At 59.4% G+C, this 17,048-nt stretch carries 16 protein-coding genes and 1 pseudogene; 5 read left to right on the forward strand and 12 right to left on the reverse strand.

Features of this window, described 5'->3' with window-relative positions; genetic code table 11:
* Positions 1-12: 12 nt before the first annotated feature.
* The 11 genes from V6L81_RS23455 to V6L81_RS23505 all read right to left on the reverse strand — a co-directional run bounded on the left by V6L81_RS23455 (position 13) and on the right by V6L81_RS23505 (position 10,327).
* Positions 13-1,059, reverse strand: a complete 1,047-nt coding sequence (locus tag V6L81_RS23455; protein ID WP_095002489.1) for a TerC/Alx family metal homeostasis membrane protein — start codon at positions 1,057-1,059, stop codon at positions 13-15.
* A gap of 7 nt (positions 1,060-1,066) precedes the next feature.
* A complete protein-coding gene (locus tag V6L81_RS23460; protein ID WP_095002488.1) occupies positions 1,067-1,516 on the reverse strand; it encodes a tellurite resistance TerB family protein in 450 nt (149 codons plus the stop codon).
* A 66-nt stretch (positions 1,517-1,582) separates the two neighbouring features.
* Complete coding sequence (locus V6L81_RS23465) at positions 1,583-2,788, reverse strand: TerD family protein (RefSeq protein WP_133144346.1); 1,206 nt, start codon at positions 2,786-2,788, stop codon at positions 1,583-1,585.
* A complete protein-coding gene (locus V6L81_RS23470) occupies positions 2,785-3,375 on the reverse strand; it encodes a TerD family protein (RefSeq protein ID WP_095002486.1) in 591 nt (196 codons plus the stop codon). Before V6L81_RS23470 ends, V6L81_RS23465 begins: the two co-directional genes overlap by 4 nt.
* Positions 3,376-3,448: 73 nt before the next feature.
* A complete protein-coding gene (locus V6L81_RS23475; RefSeq protein ID WP_095018727.1) occupies positions 3,449-4,126 on the reverse strand; it encodes an HAD family hydrolase in 678 nt (225 codons plus the stop codon).
* Entirely contained in the window at positions 4,123-5,082 is a 960-nt protein-coding gene (locus V6L81_RS23480; protein ID WP_338660380.1) for an HpcH/HpaI aldolase/citrate lyase family protein, read from the reverse strand. Before V6L81_RS23480 ends, V6L81_RS23475 begins: the two co-directional genes overlap by 4 nt.
* Complete coding sequence (locus V6L81_RS23485) at positions 5,082-6,176, reverse strand: cysteine protease StiP family protein (RefSeq protein ID WP_338660381.1); 1,095 nt, start codon at positions 6,174-6,176, stop codon at positions 5,082-5,084. Before V6L81_RS23485 ends, V6L81_RS23480 begins: the two co-directional genes overlap by 1 nt.
* The gene (locus V6L81_RS23490) at positions 6,169-6,927 is read right to left on the reverse strand and encodes a trehalose phosphatase (protein WP_095018724.1); all 759 of its coding nucleotides are present in this window, start codon (positions 6,925-6,927) and stop codon (positions 6,169-6,171) included. The genes V6L81_RS23485 and V6L81_RS23490 overlap by 8 nt, the downstream gene beginning before the upstream one ends.
* Positions 6,917-8,053 carry a phosphoribosyltransferase domain-containing protein gene (locus V6L81_RS23495; RefSeq protein ID WP_338660382.1) on the reverse strand — a complete coding sequence of 379 codons (1,137 nt, stop codon included), beginning with the start codon at positions 8,051-8,053 and terminating at the stop codon, positions 6,917-6,919. The genes V6L81_RS23490 and V6L81_RS23495 overlap by 11 nt, the downstream gene beginning before the upstream one ends.
* A gap of 77 nt (positions 8,054-8,130) precedes the next feature.
* Complete coding sequence (locus V6L81_RS23500) at positions 8,131-9,273, reverse strand: trypsin-like peptidase domain-containing protein (RefSeq protein WP_138738824.1); 1,143 nt, start codon at positions 9,271-9,273, stop codon at positions 8,131-8,133.
* Positions 9,274-9,313: 40 nt separating this feature from the next.
* Entirely contained in the window at positions 9,314-10,327 is a 1,014-nt protein-coding gene (locus V6L81_RS23505) for an ATP-grasp domain-containing protein (RefSeq protein WP_271351335.1), read from the reverse strand.
* Positions 10,328-10,503: 176 nt separating this feature from the next.
* On the opposite strand from V6L81_RS23505, the gene V6L81_RS23510 reads away from it, so the two are divergent.
* The 3 genes from V6L81_RS23510 to V6L81_RS23520 all read left to right on the forward strand — a co-directional run bounded on the left by V6L81_RS23510 (position 10,504) and on the right by V6L81_RS23520 (position 13,949).
* Positions 10,504-11,799 (forward strand): carbohydrate porin, encoded by a 1,296-nt coding sequence (locus V6L81_RS23510; protein ID WP_095024395.1) that lies wholly within the window; start codon positions 10,504-10,506, stop codon positions 11,797-11,799.
* A 90-nt stretch (positions 11,800-11,889) separates the two neighbouring features.
* Positions 11,890-13,350, forward strand: a complete 1,461-nt coding sequence (locus V6L81_RS23515; RefSeq protein ID WP_095002477.1) for a glycosyltransferase family 39 protein — start codon at positions 11,890-11,892, stop codon at positions 13,348-13,350.
* Positions 13,351-13,442: 92 nt separating this feature from the next.
* On the forward strand, positions 13,443-13,949 hold the full coding sequence (locus tag V6L81_RS23520; RefSeq protein WP_338660383.1) for a hypothetical protein: 507 nt from the start codon (positions 13,443-13,445) through the stop codon (positions 13,947-13,949).
* A gap of 47 nt (positions 13,950-13,996) precedes the next feature.
* On the opposite strand, the gene V6L81_RS23525 is transcribed toward V6L81_RS23520, so the two are convergent.
* Complete coding sequence (locus V6L81_RS23525) at positions 13,997-14,719, reverse strand: histidine phosphatase family protein (protein ID WP_338660384.1); 723 nt, start codon at positions 14,717-14,719, stop codon at positions 13,997-13,999.
* A gap of 503 nt (positions 14,720-15,222) precedes the next feature.
* On the opposite strand from V6L81_RS23525, the pseudogene V6L81_RS24295 reads away from it, so the two are divergent.
* Positions 15,223-16,155, forward strand: a pseudogene (locus V6L81_RS24295) (methyl-accepting chemotaxis protein); the annotation flags it as partial.
* Between the two features lie 141 nt (positions 16,156-16,296).
* On the forward strand, positions 16,297-17,010 hold the full coding sequence (locus V6L81_RS24300) for a methyl-accepting chemotaxis protein (protein WP_371926181.1): 714 nt from the start codon (positions 16,297-16,299) through the stop codon (positions 17,008-17,010).
* Positions 17,011-17,048: the final 38 nt, after the last annotated feature.

A 17,048-nucleotide genomic window follows, 5' to 3' on the forward strand; every position in this document is an offset into this window, starting at 1 on the left:
AGTAATGTGCGATCAAGCTTTCGTGTCGTTGTTAACGTCGGATTGCTCTTCTTCCTTACCGGGAAAGATGATGCTGGCCACGATACCGATAGCCAAGACCACCAACACCACAATCAGACTGGTGTTTGGATCAATTTCATAACCATGGCCAAACAGGTGATCGGTTGCGTTCAGGGCCAGCTTGCCGGCGATAAAGAACAGCAGGGCGATAACCGCTTTTTCCAGGTGCACCAGGTAGCGTTTCAGTGCTTCGAGAACGAAGTACATGGTCCGCAGACCCAGAATGGCGAACATCATGGCCGAGTACACGATCAAGGGTTCACGGCTCACGGCAATCACTGCCGGTACGGAGTCGAAGGCAAACAGAATGTCTGAAACCTCAACCACCACCACACACAAAAACAGTGGGGTAGCAAAAAGAGCGCCCTTGCCTACAAGAGTCATTCCCTTGTTCTGCGGCTTCGTGATCTCTTTTTCAAGCTCTTTGCGTGAAACAAAGAAATTATGCCCGTGCAGCTTCGGCCAGACCGGGAACAGTTTTTTCGCAAAACGGTAGGCGATGTGCTTGGAGTAATCCTCCTCCTCATCCTCTTCCTTGCTGCGCAACATCATCACTGCGGTCCAGGCCACGACCACGGCAAACAGCACTTCGACCCAAGGGCCAAACGCCAGCAGGCCAGTACCGATCGCCACGAAAATCAGGCGGAACACAATGGCGCCGATGATGCCCCAGTACAGAACCCGGTGACGCAATGCGTCCGGGATCTTGAACCAGGCAAAGATCGCCATGAACACGAACAGGTTGTCGACGCTGAGTACTTTCTCCAGCGCATAACCGGTAACGAACAGGCTGGCCACACTTGGGCCGTGGGCCACATACAGGTAGCCCGCAAACATGAGCGAGATCACCACCCAGAACACCGACCAGACGGCGGCGTTGGTCAGCGAGACCGGTTTATCGCTTTTGTGGGTAAACAGGTCGATTGCCAGAGCAATGACCGCCAGAGCCACAAATACAGCGATGGTAGTTGGCGGAAAGCCAATTGCCGTGTTTTCCATGATGTCCTCAGAGATCAAAATCGCCAGGGTTCAGCCCCAGCTCATTGCAGATAGTGCGGCAGGCAGCCCGCTCACTTTCATCGAAGTTGCCGTCGGCGCTACCGATTGCGCAGCAAACACGCACCAGCAGGCGGGCGGCATCTTCTTTTTTACGTAGCTGACCGATAGATTTCAGCGCTTCAGCGCGACCGATCTGCTGGTCAAATTCAAACTTTTCACACACGGCGTTGAAAGCTTTGATCACGTCCTTGACGTCAAAGACCTTCAACTCATTGGAGTTTTGAATAAATCCGACCATTTTCTGTTTTTCGTCACTGCTGATATTGCCATCGGCAGCGGCCACCAGTGCGCAACCGGAAACCACGGCTTCCATAAACTCACGGTTCTTGAATTTGCTGACTTCCGCCGAGAGCTTGTCACGGGCGGCGCTTGCGTTGGTTTTGAGCCATTCGAGCATTGGAGTCACCTTGTCAGAAATTGCAGGTACGGCGCCTGTTTCATCAGGCGGCCACTTACAGAGCGCTCATTTGGAGCCGGCAGCCCAGCGCATACCCCAACCAAACGCTTTATCCATGTCAGAGTGGCCCTTGAAGAATTCAACCCGACGGTTGACCTTCACACTGCCACCGACGTTTTCGAGCAAAGCAATGGCGCACATGCCTTTGGTCCCGCCCTCTTCGCTCAGGCGCACTTCTATCGGCGGCTCACCCGGGATGTACAAGGTGATGACACCGTCAGTCGCCTGCCAGTTCGGGGCACCTTCGTAGATGAACGCGTAAACCAGCACGCGACGCATCTTGCGCCACTCCTTGCCATTGATGCGCAACCACTCGCCGTCACTTACCGAGCCGGTGCGGTCGTCGCCCATCAACTGGATAAACGGCTCGTCACGGAAATCACCGAAGGCATTGCCCAGGGCCTGTACCGCGCCTTTGCGGCCGTTCTCCATTTCGTACAGGCAGCCCACGTCCAGGTCGATCCCGCCCGACTTGCCGCGCAGCGAAGCAAAGAAGCCGCCGCCCCCGGCGTTGGGGTTGGTACGGTTCCAGTTGAGGTTGATCTTGATCTCGCCGAAGTCACCGTCCTTTTTCTCAAGGCTGATGGACGGACGCTGCTTGTCCAGGGTGATCTTCGACAGATTGATTTTCGCTGCCGGTGCCGGTGCTGGTGCTGGAGGCGCTGGAGGTGGCGTCGGCGCTGCTGCCGGAGCAGGAGCAGGAGCAGGAGCCGCAATATCAACCCCAAAGTGCTCGGCCAAGGGCGCAAGGCCACCGGCAAAGCCCTGTGCTACGCAGCGGAACTTCCACACGCCCTGACGGCGATAGAACTCGCCAAGGATCAACGCGGTTTCCTGCATGCCCTGGGTCGGAATCGGTGCTTCGATGCCGCCGCTCACCGTTACGGTCAACTGCGGGAAGGCGTCGAAACGGGCCTTGTTCTCATAGATGGTTGCGGTGAGGGCGACTTTTTCGATGGCCTGATCAATGGCGTCCAGATTGACGCTGAACACACTGCGACCTGCAGCCGATTCCACCAGCTTGACCGCGCCATTGTTGACGCTTTGCTGGCCGAAGAAGCACATGTCGTTGTCGCCACGCACCTTGCCCGACTCATTGAGCAAAAACGCAGAAACGTCCAGGTCCGCGCCGGTTACCGGGGTATAGCTGACGGTGACGCTCAGGGTACCGCTGGCAACGCCGGTGTTGGCGCCCGGGGTCAATGTGGTCATGAGCGCACCGCCTGGGCTGCGTCAGTGGCCAGATCCTGGGCGGTACGGCCATTGGCCACGGTGCCGATGGCGGTCAGGTCCCAGCCCGCCGATGTGCGGCTGATGTATGCCATGACCACGCCGGTGTGACGGCCCTTGTCCGACAGGTTGAAGCGCGCCAGCTCTTTGCCGGTCAGCTCGTCAACGATACGGCAGTAGGCGTTTTCTACCGCTTCGAAATTTTGCCCGGTAAACGAGTTCACGGTAAACACCAGGTGTTTGACCCCGGCTGGCAGCTGCTCCAGGTTGACCTGGATCGACTCGTCGTCGCCATCGCCCTCACCCGTGCGGTTGTCGCCGGAGTGCACGATGGAGCCGTCTTTGGACTTGAGCTGGCGAAACCACACCAGGTCCAGCGGTTGTTTGGCACTGTCGAGCAGGATGCACGAAGCATCCAGGTCGATGGCGGTATCACTGCTCAGCAGCTTGGCGAAAAAACCGCTGGGCTTGACCGGATCCCAGCCCAGGCCCATGCGAATTTTCTTGAGACCGGCTCCCGCTTCTTTCTCGAGAGAGATGGTTTGATTCTTGGACAGCGAAATGGCCATGAAACGTCTCCTTGTCTGCACTGAAGCACGATAGGTAATTACTGATTATTGACATGCTTTGCTTGCGCCTGGCTTACAGCTCCTCGCGCAAGCACACGTCAAGTGGCCGCTTGCGACGCCACAGTGCGTGAAATTCACGCCAATGCGGCTCTTGAGCGGCTCCGAGCATCTGTTCATCGCCCCGGGTGTCACCCCAGGCACGCAGTGTGTATTGGTCCAGAGGCCCGTATTGCGCCTCCAGCCGAATGACTTTTTGTTCACAGCGACAGTTGGTGCCCTCGATATCCCCGGTCAGCACGCCATCGACTGAGGCCAGCCGTGTACCGATCAAGCCGATACCGAGTTTTTTGGCAAAAGGTGTGAGCACCAGTTCAGGGGACGCCGAGCAAATTGTTACCTTGGCGCCCTGCTCAATCTGGTTGGCGACGGATGTTAAGCCCAAAGGCCGCATCAGACGCTGCCAGGAAACGTCACAAAATGCTTCAGCGCGCTCCTTTACCCAGGCCTCTTTGGCGCCGGTCAGGTAGACCGCGATCAGTTTCTCTTTCAAATCATTGCGAGAAATCCTGCCCAGCAGGTAGCACGCCGTGGCCGGAATCATCCGCAACAGGCGCATCGCGAACAGGCGATTGCCAAAGGCAAAGCGCAAAAACGGCACAAAGCTGTCGTGATAGGTCAGTGTGCCATCGAAGTCGAACGCTGACAGAACCTGCTTGTTGCCTTTGTCCGATGTATTCAAAACGTCGTTCAACCCACTAATTCAGCCAATCTCAGGCTGCCTCCAAAAGTGTCTGTCGGGCAGGCGACTTCAGGGCGAACCCCTTGCCAATGTGCCCGTTCAATAATTGTTTGCGCCCATTTGTAATGGGTCGCAGGCTCGCACATGGCGTCGTTGAACTTGAACACCGCAGGCGCCGCCTCACTCAATATTTGGCGTGCGCTGTTGAGATCTTCAAGGCTGACTTGCAACGCCCTGTGGATAACTGCAATTTGTGACGGGTGAATCGCAGTTTTCCCTACAAGCCCGTGAGCCATATCCAGCGCCAGTTCCTGATCCAGCACGTGTGGCGTATTGAGCTGCTCGAACACCGGTGCGGTCAGGGCAAAACCTGCCGAGCCCATGATCCCGCACAACATGGGAATCACATAGCTCATGGGCGTGCTGTACAGGGTCATGGTTTGTGGACGACGCAAACCCAGGCAGCCCATCAGGTCGTTGCCACCGATGCGCAGGGCAATAATGCGCTCAGGCAACAGCTCCAGCATGGCGCTGCGCAGCTCTACCATGGCATTGGGCACAAAGACTTCCGGGGTTTCCAGAGTGGGCATCAGCATCAGGTCGTCGCGGGTCACCGCCTGCTGCCACTCGCGGATATTGCCCAGGCTGAGTTTGGGCACCACAAAACCGTCGACATGGCGCATCAGCGACCAATCATTAAGCACCGCTGCCATTGCCGCATCACGCGGGCGCACAAACAGGATCGGCCCCGCCGACGGGCGGCCACCACCGGCTTCGATGCCCAGCAGCAGATTCTTGAGGTTGTTCAGCCCCTGCTGCACGTCGATTTCGGCCACGGCGTCTTCCAGGCACACCACCAGCGAGCGTAAACCCTGGATCTTCTCGCCCAGCACCACATCCAGAATATCGGAACGGGTGGCCGGCATATAAAGTGTGGCGCCCAAGGCATAGGCTGAATGCTTGATCATCAGCGAACACTCCTGATTACGGTCACAGCGCGATACGGCCCCAGTTCATCACCGACTTCCTGGACCTCGATATTGGCCTGGCGCGTCAGGTGCAACAGCAGTTGCACGTCCTGATCGTCAAGGTTGCGCACCAGCACGTGGTCCGGTACCCGGCGCATCACGGCGCGGGTGGCCTCGGCGATCCCCGGTTTGACCCGGTTGGGGTTGGTCACCGCAAACCGCGTCGAGATACGTTCGACCGCGGCTACCGCCGAGTGTTGCAAGGCTGCGGCCTGCTCCAGTGTCCAGGGTTGCGCAGCGGCCAACGGGGCAAGCTGTGCCCGCTCGGTTTCGATGCTGTGGATAAAACTCATGGTCACGTCGTGTTCCGCCAAATGGTCATACACCACGCAACCATGCAGGCCCGGGGTTTGCGGCCAGATGGAACGAGAAACCAGCCCGGAAACCGTAGCCCCCAGAATGCCCGAGGGGATCAGCCAGTCTTCAGCGGACGCCGCCAGCCAGGCGCGGCCACAAGGGTCCGCCAACACCACCAGGCGTGGGTCTGCCGGGAAACGCGAGTCTCCCGCCAGGCTGTCGCGGATCTGGCCGCTGATCGCGCCCTTGCCGGTCCAGCCATCGACAAACACGATGTTTTCGGCACCGTGGCTCTTGATGATAGCTTCGAGTGCGACGTTGTCGATTCCACGGTCACGAATAATGCTGATGCCGTAATGCGCAGCCTCGCGCCCCAGATCAAGCAGCGCCCGGCGCAGCAGTACACCCAGCGGTAAACCGGCGCGCACAAAGGACACCAGCGCAATCGAGGGGCCGTTGTAGCGCTCATTCAAGGCCAGCGCCAGCGCCTGCACATCGGCCGCCATGCGCGCGCCATTTTGCGTCAGGGCACGCTGGTAAAGGCTTTTATGGGTGTCGGACGGCGCATGTTCCTGGCTGATCATCTCGGAGTAATGGCGTTGCCGGGTCTGGATCAGCCGCTCTTTTTCCTGCACGTCGGTGACTTCAATCTGTAGGGCGCGCAGTAAAAAGTGCACGTCATCGGCGTCATAGCTGCCACTGCCGACGGTTTCCAGGCCTACGAAAGCATTACTCATGGTCGACGCTCGCCAGCACATGAGCGGCCAACTGCCCGCGTTTGGGCGTGCCCCACCAGTCGCACTCGGCCATAAAGCCCAGGTCCGACACACTGTCACCGAAGCCCAGCAACGGGCGCTTGCCGTTGATCGCCTGATCGCGGCGGATCCACTCACGTACCGCTTCACGCTTTTGCAGGGTGATGGGCAGAAACGCCAGGTTGTTGCCATTGCCGTGTACATACAGGCCATCGAGCAACCCGCGCGCCTTGACCTCGGCCAATACGACGAGCAGCGCTTCGTCGGTTTCGTTGTTGTGCTTGGTGACCACGTAATTGGCCAGGCCCTGCTCTTCAACCACCCAGCCACGCAACGAAAAGCCAAGTTCGGCACCAATGGCCAGGGTTTGCTCGCTCAGTTGATGCAACCGGGTTTGCTCAAGGGCCAGTTCGTCGCACATGCGCGCATGCCAGACCGGGTCCAGCGAGCCGTCAGGCTTGAGAATCACGCCGCCGTGGGCACACACCGCGCCGTGGACGAACGGCAATTGCACACGTTGATAGGCCTCGATGCTGCGCGCAGTTACGGGGACGACATCGCTGGTGGCCAGCAGCCATTCCACAAAGCTCTTTTGTGTTGCGCTCATAAAGCCGTTGGGCTGGCCGTCCACATCCAGGGTGGCGGCAAAGCGTGGCTCATCACCCATTTTGCGGGCGGTTTGAAACAGGGTGTCGTCCAGATCAACGAACACCAGAGGACGATTACTGCTCATCAACGATTACCTGCGCATTCAACGCGCTAACCAGCGCCGGATCGACCGCAGCTGCCGGGGTTTCGCTGCAGATCAGCACCCGGTCGAACTGGCCGGGGGCGACGTTATAAAGAAAGTTGGGGATACCCAGGCCATAGTTATCCGAGAACGACAATGCATGATCGATGCAATGGCCCAAGGCAATGGGCGAGCGGCTGGTGGAGCTGAAGCGCACGTCGGCGCCCGCCCGCTCAAGGCGCTCGGCCAGCAGAAACGGGCGCCAGACAAATTCGCTGGTGCCGACCACCAAGACCCGTTCACCTGGGGCGACCTGCAGATCGGGCGCCAGGGTATCAAGGTGTTCGCGAACGCCCATGCGCCCCCAGTCACGGCTGGCATCAAGTGCCCAATCGCCCTGGGCCACGCTGCCCACTTCGGGCATTTGAGGGAGCTCTGCGGTGGTATCTTCGTCGAACGTGTAGCGACCATCGAGCAAAGAGACGCTGCTGACATGATCGCCCATGGCCTTGCGCACAGCGTCCCGGGACCAGTCGGTCAGGGTCGTGGTGACAATACGCTCGACCGAGTTGAGCCCTGCTTCGGCCAGCGCCCGGGACAGATTGATAAAGGTATTGCCGGTAGAGGCTTCATCGTCCACCAGCACCAGCGAGCGGGCGTTGAGCATCATCTCGCGGGTGTGTGCGTCTTGCGGCAAATGCAGCAGATGCGAGCTGGCGTGACTGTGCTCTTCTTCAAAACGGGCAAACAGTTCACTGCCCGTAGGGTGGCGGCTGCTGCACAGGTACAGGCTGTCATCACGGGTCTGGCTGAGCGCACGGTGCACGCCAGCACCCAGGCCAACGGCGGTTTCAGCCATGCCGATAACCAGCACCGGACCGGGCAGGTCGGCAGGGATTTTTGCAGCCAGGGCATTGAAGCTTTCCGCCATCAGTGACGGCCGTGCCGGGATATGACGCCCCAATACACGGGAAACGAATAAAAAGGCGCGCTTGGGGTTTCGGCGCTCGGCAAAATCGAAAAGTGCCTGTGGCTCAAAGGTCGATGCATTGACCTCTACCTCCAGACGACCGCGCTTGAGGTTTGCATGCAATACCTTGGGTTCGGTCTTGGAATTACCGCTGTTCATTGATGTTTACTACCTGAACATACTGAAAAAATGGGGGACGATTAGGGAGACGGGGGGTTAAGACAAGTAAAAAATGGTTACTGAAGATGGCTGGCGTCAATCCGCCACAGTCCAGCCTGCGAAGCGCGTACCAACTCCGGCGTGCTCAACGAACGTTCACTGCACCCGCGCCGGGCCGGTACACGGGCTGCCTCAAGGAACGCCAGTACCAGCGCCGACTTGACAGCAAAGTTCATGTTCTGCGCATCCGCCATGCTCGAGGTCACCAGGCCACTGACCAATCCTTGCGGGTCAAACACCGGGCTTCCGCTGGAGCCGGGCTGAATCGGTGCGGTGAACTGCATCAGGCTGGCATCGTCGCGAAGGCCAAACAGGCCCGAAACCACACCTTGGGAAACTTGCACGCCACCGCCTGCCAGCCCGGCGAGCGGAAACCCCAGGGTGACGACACTTTCGCCCAGCTCACAGCCCACGCCCTCACGAAAAGTCACCGGGTTCAAAGGGGGGGCACCAATGACCCGCAGCAAAGCGAGGTCGTTCTTGCGATCGACCACCACAGACTCCGCCTTGTATCGACCCTCAAAGGACGTAATCGACAATTGCTCGAGGCCTTCAATGACATGGGCACAGGTCAAAATATGCTGGGTGCTTACGGCAAAACCAGTACCTGTAGCCCCTTGGCGCGCAACGCTGTCGTCTGATGCCTCAGGTCTCATGCGTTGCGGATGACGATCATCCAGAGCCAGCCCCAGGCGTCGGGCAAACGCGCTCAAGCCGTAGGCGGACGCTTCGGCGAGTGCGCGGATTTTCCATTGATCGCTGCGTCGGTACACCTCGGCAATGACCATTGCGCCATCACCGAACTCATCCAGTGCCAGACTGTGCTCGATCTGCTCACCGACCTTGAGCCGGAACTGGCCGAGTTCACGTAACGGACCCAGCGCGCCGAACACATAGAGCACCAGCAATACACGCTCACAATCTGCAGGCAATTGTTCCAGCACCAGGCTGAAGCGTGCCAGGCCGGCGGTGTCATGCCATGCCAGCCAGGGTTGCGGGGCGTGTATCAGCGCAGGCTCCCCGACGGGTTGGCGCTTGCCATCCACGGCCAGCAACGCCAGCCCCGCATAGTCACCCAATGCGCCCGCTCGCGAGCAGGTCAGGCTCATCTCACAACGCACAGATTCAAGGGCCGCATTGGCGCCCGGCATCAATATCATCGCTTGTGACTCCCCTGTGCCCGCGACAAACAAGAGCTGATCACCTTAACAGCTCTTCTCCGCGAACCGGAACCACCACCGTGATTGCCTTGACCTGCACATTCTCGCGCCATGTACTGGCTGGCACGGGCAGGCCCAGGCGGCGTGCGGCAAAGATACCCGGCAGGTTGACTCCGGCTTCGCGGGTGTAGCCGATACCGCCAGAATAGCGCAGGTTGATCTCCAGCAAATGCGGCTGGCCTGCGGCATCATCCCGGGTCTGCACATTGACGATACCGTCGCACTTGAAGTGCCGCGCCGCCTTGATCGCCAGTTCGACCGCCGCACCGTCGCGCTCGAATGTCTGCATCAGGCCCTGCTTGCGCCGCCCCACATAGGCCACGGCCTCGCCCGCCTCACAGACCATGTCCACCGAGCATTCGCTGCCGGGCATATAAGGCATCACCAGCAACGGTTGGGGCGCATCCGATTGACCGTAGGCCTGGGCAAACACCGCCGCATTGACTTCATGGGCGTCGGCATTGGCAAAACTGCGAAACGGGTCCACGTTATCGGCCAAACGCCAAAAGCCCTGGCCGTAAATACCGCGCGTCGGTTTTACACACACCTGGCCGTCGCGGGCCAACTGGGCGTAAGCCGTCTCCAGTTCAGCCTGGGTGCTCACCGTCATCGCCGGTATGCACGCCAGCCCGGCCGCCAAGGCCTCACGGGTAAACGTCGACTTGTCGTCAACCCGCTCAAAGGTTTCCAGGTCCAGCGCCCCGGTAATCAATTGCAACCCGGCTGCTTCGAACTCGGCGCGGTGCGCTTCATATACCTGACCCACACGCCCGGCCAGCACCACCTTGATCTGCCGGGCGCGGGCCTGCTCGATCACCCAGCCGATGCGCTCCTGATTGTCTTGCGGCTCCCGCCAGGCGACATCCGCCAATCCGGTGATTTCAGGGCGATTTTGGCGGTGCGAGGCGAAAATTCGCACGGTGTCCGGCAGCGCCGCCCGGGCACCTGCAATCACATCGCGTTGGCTCGATTGCCCTTCAAGAAACCAGATCATGAACATCCCTTGGTACGGATAAACGCGGGAGTCTAGCGGATGGCCGCTACCAACGCCCTTAGTCATTAGAGGGAGGTCGTGTAACCAAATATGAAATTAATTAACTAAATAGTTCATAATGTGCGGCATCGTGTCGCGCCCCGTCGCCGACACTTCATATAAAGGAGCTTCTGTAGATGTTTTTCTCTTCCCGCGCCCTGCTGAACACCAGCCTGTGCGGCGGCTTGTCATTGCTGGCCCTGACGCCTGCCTGCGTACTGGCCGACACCACCGACAACCTGATGAACCGTTCGACCCTGACCGGCGACTGGGGCGGCGAGCGCCAAAAGCTGATCGACAAGGGCATCAAGCTGACCGGTGATTACAACTCCGAAACCTTCTCCAACTTGCATGGCGGGATCAAGCACGGCACCCGCTACTCGCAACAAGTGCGTATCGGTGCCCAGTTCGACCTGAGCAAAATACTGGGTAGCGCCGATGCTGGCCTGGTGCAAATCACCGTCAATGATCGTCGCGGTCACAGCGCCTCCGAAGACCTCGTAGGCAACCGCCTGCCAATCCAGGAAAACGCCGGCGGCAACTACACCCGCCTGTCCGAGTTCAGCTACCAGCGCACCCTGTTTTCCGAAGACCTGACCACCAAGGTTGGCTTTATGCCAATGGGCAACGACTTTGGCGGCATGCCGCTGTTGACCAGCTTCGTCAACGCCGGTTTCTGCGCGCATCCGCTGACGCAGTCCAATGGCAGCGGCTGGACCAACTACCCCACCGGCCACTGGGGCGGCGAACTGCGCTACACCGTCAGCCCGGCCCTGACCCTGCAAACCGCCGTGTTCCAGGTCAACCCCGAATACAACAGTCGCTCCTCCGAAGCCTTCAGCATGACCACCAAAGGCACTACCGGAGCGATCATGCCGCTGGAAGCGATCTTCACCAACAACGCCTGGCTCAATGGCCAATACAAAGTGGGCTGGTACTACGACACCTCCAATACCCGCAAGATTGGCAGCACGCAAAAAGCCAACAACCGCACCGGCGCCTATGTGCTGGTCGACCAGGCCATCTGGCGTGATGAGCAAGACCCCGAAAGCGTATTGCGCGCCTTTGGCCAGGCATCCAGCAGCAATGCCGCGACCTCGCCTATGCGCCACTGGTACTCGGTAGGCCTGGTCAAACAAAAGCCGTTTGCCAGCCGCCCCAAAGACAGCATCGCCTTTGCCTACGGCCGCGCCGTATTCAACTCGCGCTCCCGCGACGTGCAGGAAGCGGCAGCCAGCAGCCCGGAACAGGCGGACATGATCGCCAGCCTGGACAGCGGCGAGCAGTTGCTGGAGCTCAACTACGGCGCGCAAGTCACGCCGTGGCTGCTGTTGCGCCCGGACCTGCAATACATCATCGAACCAGGGGCTTTCTACGGCGCCAAGCGCAGCAATGCGCTGGTCGCGGGGCTGCAGGTCAAGGCAACGTTCTGACACAACCGTTTGCGTAGCTTTCACAAAGCTTTAAGGTTTGCCCTCCTATACTCCAGGCAGTACTCCATTCGATTGCTGCCTGGTAGCCCAATGCGTCTGACTCGTCCTGCCCTGCTGTTACTGCTTCTCGGTTGCGTGCTGTTCTTTTTTGCGCTGGGGAATCACCAATTGCAGGGCTCGACAGAGTCCCGCGTGGCAGGCATAGCCATGCAGATGCACCTGAGCGACGATTGGGTAACGCCCAATTTGCTCAATGCCCCCTTCCTGGAAAAACCACCCCTGAGCCTCTGGCTGGATGCAGGAGCCATTCGCGTATTCGGCGGCGAACTGTTCGCCGTACGCCTGGCTTCGGCCTTTGCCGGTCTATTTTGCGTGTTGTTGCTCTATGCAATGCTGCGCAAGCTGGGCCGCCCCACAGCACTGGCCTGGACAGCCGCCGCCATGCTGGCAACCATGGGCATATTTTGGGGCAACACCCGCCAGGTGGGCGAAGATGCCTTGCTCACCCTGGGCGTAACCATGGCCTTGCTGGCGTTTTTTCATGCCAACCGTCAACCCGGTTTTGCCCGGGGCAGCTGGCTGTTATTCGCGACCGGCATCGCCATTGCCACCTTGAGCAAAGGCGTCCTGGGCCTGGCACTGCCGGGCGTGGTGATTTTTGTTTATCTGGTGTGTGAAAGCCTGCTGGAAAAACGCTTCAAGCCGCGCAACTGGCTACGCCCTGCCCTGCTGACCCTATTGGGGCTTATCCCGCTGACGGTCTGGCTGTGCATGCTCTATCAGCGCGGCGGCATGCCGTTAGTCAGCGAACTGCTGCTGACCAACAGCGTTGGCCGTTTTAGCGGTTCCTTTGTCGAGGCCGGGCATTACGAACCCTTTTACTACTACCTGCGAAAACTGCCCGAAGCCTTCCTGCCGTGGAACCTGCTGACCTATCTGGGCCTGTGGCACTTTCGCAAACAACTGCGCAGCAACCCCTTCCTGTTGTTTTTCTGTGTATGGCTGGTCGCGCAATTTGTGCTGCTCAACCTCGCCTCCAGCAAGCGGGCGGTGTACATGATGTCGATGGCCCCTGCGGCTGCAGTGATTGCCGCCGAGTACGCCCGGGTGCTGCTGGGCTGGCTGTACCAAAAAAGCGCGCACTCGACCGTGGCCAAATTCTTCAGCGACAACCATCGCCCGCTTGCCATCGCGCTGCTGGCCGCTCTGGTGGGCGCCTACCTGCTGGCGGCCCATCGGGCACCGCTGGCCGACAAGGAACAGTCTTTCCAGCCCCTCGCCGCTGAGGTCATGAGCCTGCAGGCCAGCGGCAAGCAGGTCGCACTGCTGCGGCCCGACGAACGCCTCGGCGCCGTGGTGTTCTACAGCCAGCAGTTGCAGCACACCCTCAGTTCAACCGAAGAGTTGCAGGCATTCCTCAGCGCATCCCCCGACAATATCGCCCTGGTAGAAAACCCCGAGATACCGGGCATGGCCCTCAAGACTCTCGACAAGCTCAGCGTCGGCCGGCACCACTTCTACCTTGTCAGCCTGGCCGCTTCAGCCCCATAAACTTGATCCCGGGCAACGCAACCGCAGATACCGTGGCCGATCACGGCACATTGACTACGCTCCTTGGACAATTCCCGACCAAGGAGCCCGCCATGACCATCGGTATATCCAGCAAAACACTGAGCGACTACGACGCTCACCTGGCCTTCAATACGGCCACCGCCTTCTTGCGCAAATCCGATCTGGCCAACTATCTGATCGATCAGCTAGAGCAGCAGCATGTGAAACTCAATGTCGAGGTCAGCACCGACCCAGCATTGGCCAATCAGGAGGTGTCGAACAACGGCGCGATTCTATGGAACCTGCGCAGCAACCTGTCACCCGGTGCGAACCTGCCTGACGTGGCCGCCCTGCTCAACCGCATCCCCGAGCAACAAAAGCCCTACATCACCAGCCTGTGGGCGCTGATGCACTTGCTCGCCCAGACGTGCCAGCAATTGAACAACCAGCTCAACTTCCGCGATGCGGATGCGACCTGGCCATGGCTCGACGAAAAAGTGCTCAGCGCCAACGATATCGAAAACGTGGTGGCCCGCGAACTCAGCGACCTGCCATTGCCGGCAGAACAGAACTGGGATCGTTTGTTCAAGCACAATTGAGGGGGGATGGGTTGACTCTATGGGCGCGAGCCTGCTCGCGCCCACGATTAGAACTGCGAGGCTTCAAACCCGTGACGGTTGTTCGGGGTGACCACCGGCACGATATTTTTCCAGTCTTTGGGCTCGATATAGCCCAGCATCTGCGGATCCTCGTTCGCGCCATCGGTCTTGATAAACAACGAAGCGCCATAGCCAAACGTGGTGCTGGTTGACAGGTTCATGTCCATCAACAGTTGGTCCATGCATTCGCTGTGGCTCACCAGAATCAGGTTGTGGCCCGCCACTTTGTGCTTGAGAGCATCACGCAGCATGCTGCCGCGGCAGTTGAACAGCCAGTCCTGCGCCTCTACCGGGCGGGCAAACATGGCATCGGCGGTTTGTCGGGCCCGGGTCAGCAGGCTGCTGTGAATATCAGTATGGCTGAGCCCCAACTGCCTGAAGTCTGCGCCCAGCGCCTGAACTGCTGCTTCACCGCGCACCGTCACGCCGTCCATGGGGCCCAGGCACTGGGCCGAGGAACGGTCGCAACGCTCGCCGTGTCGAACCAGCGCAATCACATCACCCTTGGCCCAGCTGTCGGTGAGCAACAACACACGATCGGCATGGCTGGGCTGCGCCAGATCAGGCGGGGCCGCAGGTGCCAGCAGCCTCAATGTCAGCGCAACGGCCAGCACGCTTGCCACGATCACCACCAGCACATTTTTGTAACGGACCAGAGCACGACGCAACAGCGTACGTTTAATTCCGGTCTGATCAAGACTCAACGTCACGATGCTTATGCCCTCTGCGCCAGCCAGTGATATCACTGACCGACACCCTATAGCGCGAATATGACAACGGGTCGTTTCGCGGCCCGGCGGTATAAACAGACTTGCATAAAGCAGCTCTCTATTAACTGAACATAGGCTAAAAAAAGGGAGGTCAGAGGCAGGTGAAACGGATGTGAAAAAAAGCGTAAAAGCGCAATCCAGGCACGCTATTCAAATGGATAGGTTGTTATGTGAACTGGCGCCCAACAAAACGTTTCAGCTCTGGCGAATGCAGCCGATACCCCTCCAACACAACACTCGGCTGGGTCAAAAAAAATAATTCCCTCCAGCGAACTTAGATCATGCGTGCAGCGTTCCTGGAGAACTCTATGAATAGATGGCTGAGCAATATCAGCGTCAACCTGAAACTGTCCCTGGGCTTTGGCCTGGTACTGGCCCTTACCTGCGTAATGGCCGTCAGCAACTGGATCAGTCTGGGCCAGATGATTGATCGCAGTAACTGGATGAGCGACATCACCCGTTTAAACACCGCGTTTACCAACCTGCGGGTGACGCGTTTGCAATACATGCTGACCGATGGCGACGAAACTGCCGCACAAAGTGTACAGGCCAGCATTGACGCGTTTTCTGCGCAACAAAGTCAGCTGATTGCCACCTTCCAGAGCCCGGAGAACCTCAAGTTGCTCAAGGAGCAACAAGCCATCATCGGCCGCTACGAGCGTGCACTGGTGAGCATGCGCAAGGCTTACGTCGAGTCCGCCGCATCCCGTGCCGACATGGACCGCAGCGCCGCTCTGGCCCAGGACGCCATCACGACGTTGCTGAACCGCGCCCTGCAACTGCCCGCAGGTGACGAAAACCGTTTTGCCATGTACCAGAGCGTGTCTGAAGTACGTGAACAGTTCCTGCTCTCGCGCTATCAGGTGCGCGCTTATATTGCTGCGCCCACCCCCGCCACGGAAAAGGCCGCACGCCAGCAACTGGACGCGGCCCTTGCCAGCCTTGACCGCCTGAGCTCGCACTTTGCCGCCAATGCCGGCGACACCCTGCGCACCCTGAACAAAACCATGGAGCAGTACCAGCAGGCGCTGGAGCTGTACACCAGCACCGACAACACCATCATTGCCATGCGCAAGGACATGACCGAATACGGCTCCAGCATCCTTGGCCGCAGCGATGAGCTGTACAAGATTCAACTGGAACGCCGCGACATCGAAAGCGCCACGGCCAACAGCATGCAACTGATCACCACCTTGCTGGTATTGCTGTTTGGCATCACCGCGGCCGTGATCATCACCCGCCAGATCACCGTGCCCCTGCGTGAAACCCTGGCCGTGGTCGATCGCATCGCCAGTGGCGACCTGACCCAGAACCTGCGCGTCACCCGTCGCGACGAACTGGGCGTGCTGCAACAAGGTATTGCGCGCATGGGTACGACCCTGCGCGAGTTGATCAGCGGTATCCGTGATGGCGTCAGCCAGATTGCCAGTGCCGCCGAAGAGCTGTCCGCGGTGACCGAGCAAACCAGCGCCGGGGTCAACAGCCAGAAGATCGAGACTGATCAGGTGGCCACCGCCATGCATGAAATGACCGCCACCGTGCAGGAAGTGGCGCGCAATGCCGAGCAAGCCTCGCAAGCCGCCGCGGCCGCAGACAATGAAGCCCGCGAAGGCGATACCGTGGTCAACCAGGCCATTGACCAGATCGAGCGCCTGGCGGTGGAAGTGGGTCGTTCAACCGAAGCCATGGCCGTATTGCAACAGGAAAGCGACAAGATCGGCAGCGTGATGGACGTGATCAAGGCCGTGGCCGAGCAGACCAACCTGCTGGCCCTCAACGCCGCAATCGAAGCAGCCCGTGCCGGTGACGCCGGGCGCGGTTTTGCCGTAGTGGCCGATGAAGTGCGTGGCCTGGCCCAGCGTACGCAAAAATCCACCGAAGAGATTCAAACCCTGGTCGCGGCCCTGCAAAGCGGCACCCAGCACGTGGCCACCGTGATGCAAAACAGCCGCACCCTGACCGACAGCAGCGTGACCCTGACCCGCCACGCAGGCACCTCGCTGCAGGGCATCACGCGCACGGTGTCGAATATTCAGTCGATGAACCAACAGATTGCCGCTGCTGCCGAACAGCAATCTGCGGTCGCCGAAGAGATCAGCCGCAGCATCGTCAACGTGCGCGACGTGTCCGAGCAAACCGCAGCGGCGAGTGATGAAACGGCCAAGTCCAGTGTTGAACTGGCGCGGCTGGGTAACCAGCTGCAAGAGATGGTCAGCCACTTCAAGGTGTAGAGCGCTCTGTCCCCTCTCCCACCGGGAGAGGGGTAGTA

The sequence above is a fragment of the Pseudomonas bubulae genome (assembly GCF_037023725.1).
Classification (GTDB): Bacteria; Pseudomonadota; Gammaproteobacteria; order Pseudomonadales; family Pseudomonadaceae; genus Aquipseudomonas; species Aquipseudomonas bubulae.